At 72.9% G+C, this 3,592-nt stretch carries 3 protein-coding genes; 1 reads left to right on the forward strand and 2 read right to left on the reverse strand.

All coding sequences use genetic code 11. The features are described from left to right. Nucleotides 1-33: 33 nt before the first annotated feature. Both Q7F20_RS18055 and Q7F20_RS18060 read right to left on the reverse strand, forming a co-directional pair. On the reverse strand, nt 34-1,419 hold the full coding sequence (locus Q7F20_RS18055; RefSeq protein WP_305741442.1) for a glycine--tRNA ligase: 1,386 nt from the start codon (nt 1,417-1,419) through the stop codon (nt 34-36). A gap of 114 nt (nt 1,420-1,533) precedes the next feature. Beyond that, entirely contained in the window at nt 1,534-2,583 is a 1,050-nt protein-coding gene (locus Q7F20_RS18060) for an aminotransferase class V-fold PLP-dependent enzyme (protein WP_305741443.1), read from the reverse strand. A 71-nt stretch (nt 2,584-2,654) separates the two neighbouring features. Here Q7F20_RS18060 and Q7F20_RS18065 point away from each other — a divergent pair, with 71 nt between their 5' ends. Then, complete coding sequence (locus Q7F20_RS18065) at nt 2,655-3,581, forward strand: LysR family transcriptional regulator (protein WP_305741444.1); 927 nt, start codon at nt 2,655-2,657, stop codon at nt 3,579-3,581. Nucleotides 3,582-3,592: the final 11 nt, after the last annotated feature.

Here is a 3,592-nt window from a genome sequence, read left to right on the forward strand (position 1 = left end):
GAGGGCGCGGGGCCGGCGCGGGCGCGCCCGCGCCTACGCGCCGAGCAACCGCGCCGCGAGGTACCCCTGCAGCTGGTCGAGCGCCACCCGCTCCTGCGACATCGTGTCGCGCTCACGCACCGTCACGGCCTTGTCCTCGAGCGTGTCGAAGTCCACCGTGATGCAGAACGGCGTGCCGATCTCGTCGTGCCGGCGGTAGCGGCGGCCGATCGCCCCCGCGTCGTCGAAGTCCACGTTCCAGTACTTGCGCAGGTCGTCCGCGAGGCCCCGCGCCACCGGCGACAGCTGCTCGTTGCGGGACAGCGGCAGCACGGCGGCCTTCACCGGGGCGAGGCGCGGGTCGAGCCGCAGGACCGTGCGCTTGTCGACGCCGCCCTTCGCGTTCGGTGCTTCGTCCTCGTGGTAGGCGTCGAGCAGGAACGCCATGAGTGCGCGGGTCAGACCGAACGAGGGCTCGATGACGTACGGCACGTACTTCTCGTTCGCGGCCTGGTCGAAGTAGCGCAGGTCCTTGCCGGAGGCCTCGATGTGGTTGGTGAGGTCGAAGTCCGTGCGGTTCGCGACGCCCATGAGCTCGCCCCACTCCGTGCCGGCGAACCCGAAGCGGTACTCGATGTCGGCGGTGGCGTCGGAGTAGTGCGCCCGCTCGCCGTCCGGCACGTCGAAGCGACGGAGGTTCTCGGGGTCGATGCCGAGGTCGGTGAAGAACGCGACCGAGTCGGCGATCCACCGCTCGTAGTGCTCCTGCGCCGAGGCCGGCGGCACGAAGTACTCGATCTCCATCTGCTCGAACTCGCGGGTGCGGAAGATGAAGTTGCCCGGCGTGATCTCGTTGCGGAAGGCCTTGCCGACCTGGCCGATGCCGAACGGGGGCTTCATGCGGCTGGTCGTGACGACCTGCGCGAAGTCCACGAAGATGCCCTGCGCGGTCTCGGGGCGGAGGAAGTTCAGCCCCTCTTCCGACTCGACCGGGCCGAGGTAGGTCTTGAGCATGCCGGAGAACTCGCGCGGCTCCGTCCACTGCCCGCGGGTGCCGCAGTTCGGGCAAGCGATCTCGGCCATGCCGCCCTCGGGCTGCCGGTCCTTCTTCGCCACGAACGCCTCGATGAGGTGGTCCTCGCGGAAGCGGTGGTGGCAGTGCAGGCACTCGACGAGCGGGTCGGTGAACGTCGCGACGTGGCCGGAGGCCTCCCACACCTTGCGCGGCAGGATCACGGCCGAGTCGAGGCCCACCATGTCGCCACGGCCGCGGACGAACCGCTGCCACCACTGCCGCTTGATGTTCTCCTTCAGCTCGACGCCGAGGGGCCCGTAGTCCCACGCGGAGCGCGATCCGCCGTAGATCTCCCCCGACTGGAAGACGAAGCCACGGCCCTTGGCCAGGGCGATGACGCTGTCGAGACGGGAGGACTGTGCCACGGGATGCTCCAGAGGTCGCCGAGCTGGGTGCCCGGTGCGGAAACGTACCGGGCAAGCGTACCGGCCCCACGGGCCTCGACGGACGGGAGGCGCGGCGCCTGTGGAGAACCCACCTCACCCCACCGGTCTGAAGCCGTCCACCGCCCGCAGCACCTCCGCCACGCGCGTCACGTCCTCCTCGTCGTTCCAGAGGTGGAACGCCAACCGGAGCCGCCCGGCCCGTCCGCTCGCAGTGATCCCCGCAGCCTCGAGTGCACGGAGTGCCGCTCCGTCGGCGTCCGCGAACGTCGTGATGGCCTGGCCGCTCCGAGGCGACCCCAGCGTGTCGGCGAGCCGGTCCGTGAGACGCGTGGCGTGCCTCCAGGACGACACCGGATCGAGTGCGGCGACGTGCCGGAGCGCGGCCACCGCCCCCGGCCATGCCGGCCACGCCGGCGAGACGTCGAACCGACGTGCGTCGTCGGCCAGCCGCATCGCGGGGCCGTAGCAGGACGCCCACACGTCGGCCCCCGCGTACCAGCCGGCCTGCACGGGGCGGAGTCGCTCGAGCGCCACGTCCGAGAACGTCGAGAACGCGACGCCGCGCGGCGCGCACAGCCACTTGTACGCGTGGGTGACGGTGACGTCGAACGGGGCGGCGTCCACCGGGAGCACGCCCGCGGCCTGCGTGAGGTCGCACAGTGTCAGCGCTCCCGAGGTCCGGGCTGCGTCGACCACGGAAGCGGCGTCGGTGACGGCTCCGCTCGAGGACTGCACTGCCGACCACGCGACGAGGGACGTCCCGGGCCGGACCGCGTCGGCGAGCGAGGCGAGCGGGACGCTCCGCACCCGGACCCCGCGGTGCGCCTCGGCGAGGAACGGGAACACGAGCGAGCTGAAGTCGCCCTCGGGGACCACGACCTCGGCGCCGTCCGGCAGCGAAGCGGCGACGACCGCGACCATGGCGGACGTCTGCGACCCCGTCGCGACCCGTGCCCGGTCGACGCCGACGATGCGCGCGAAGAGCGAGCGGCCCTCCTCGACGCGCGCCCCGTAGGCGACCGGCGAGGACGAAGCCCGCGCCCACTCGTCGAGGTCGGCGCGCATCGCCGCGAGGGTGCCGTGCGTGGGGAGGCCGGCGGTGCATGCCGCGAGGTAGCCGGAGCCGTCGACGAAGGAGTCCATGGGTCCCACGGTGGCGTGGCGCCGATCATCACACCAGGGCAGCTTTCTTCGATCCCCCATAACATCGTGTTGTGGACGACCTCGACCCTCAACTCCTCCGCGTGCTGCGGGCCGTCCGCGACGCCGGCTCGATCAGCCGAGCTGCAGCAGTCCTCGGGTACAGCCAACCCGCGGTGAGTCAGCTGCTCGCCCGCGCCGAACGCCGGACCGGCCACGAGCTGGTCCTCCGCGGGGCACGCGGCGTCACGCTGACCGAGTCGGGACGCGTCCTCGCCGACCATGCACTCGCCGTGCAGGCAGCCCTGGCGGCGGCACGGGAGGACCTCGACGCCGTCGGCGGCCTCGCCCGCGGACGGGTGCGGATCGCCGGGTTCCCGAGCGCGTCGTCGACCCTCGTGCCACCCGTGCTCGCCGCGATGGCGGCCACCAGTCCCGGTGTCGTGACCTCGTACGTCGAGGCCGAGCCACCCGAGGCGGTCGAACTCCTCCGCCGCGGCGAGGTGGACGTGGCGCTGACGTTCTCGCACGTCTTGCAGGGGGAGGACATCGGCGCCGATCCGACGCTCACGACCCGGGTGCTCGGGCGCGACCCGCTCGCCCTCGTGACGCCGTCCCCGGCGGTCGAGGCTCCGTCGCACCGTGCGGACCCGGTCGCGGACCTCGCAGCCCACCGCGAGGCACGCTGGATCGGCGGGTGCCCGCGGTGCCGGGGGCATCTGCTCGCGTCGTGCGCCGCGTCCGGGTTCACTCCGGACATCGTCCTCGAGACGGACAACGCCGCGGCGGTCGTCGGGTTGGTCGCGGCGGGCCTCGGCGTGGCACTGCTCCCCCGACTGGCGCTCACCACCACCGTGGTGCCGTCCGGCGTCTCGGTCACGCCCGCCAGCGACGAGCTCGCGCGGCGCGTCGAGGTGGTCGTGGCGCGGGGCGCCGACCGGGTGCCGAGCGTCCGCGCGGCGCTCGACGCGGTCCGCAGCGCGGCCCACCTGCTCGGCTGAGGCGCTCGGCG

The sequence above is a fragment of the Curtobacterium sp. A7_M15 genome (assembly GCF_030705415.1).
In the GTDB taxonomy this organism is placed as follows: Bacteria; Actinomycetota; Actinomycetes; order Actinomycetales; family Microbacteriaceae; genus Curtobacterium.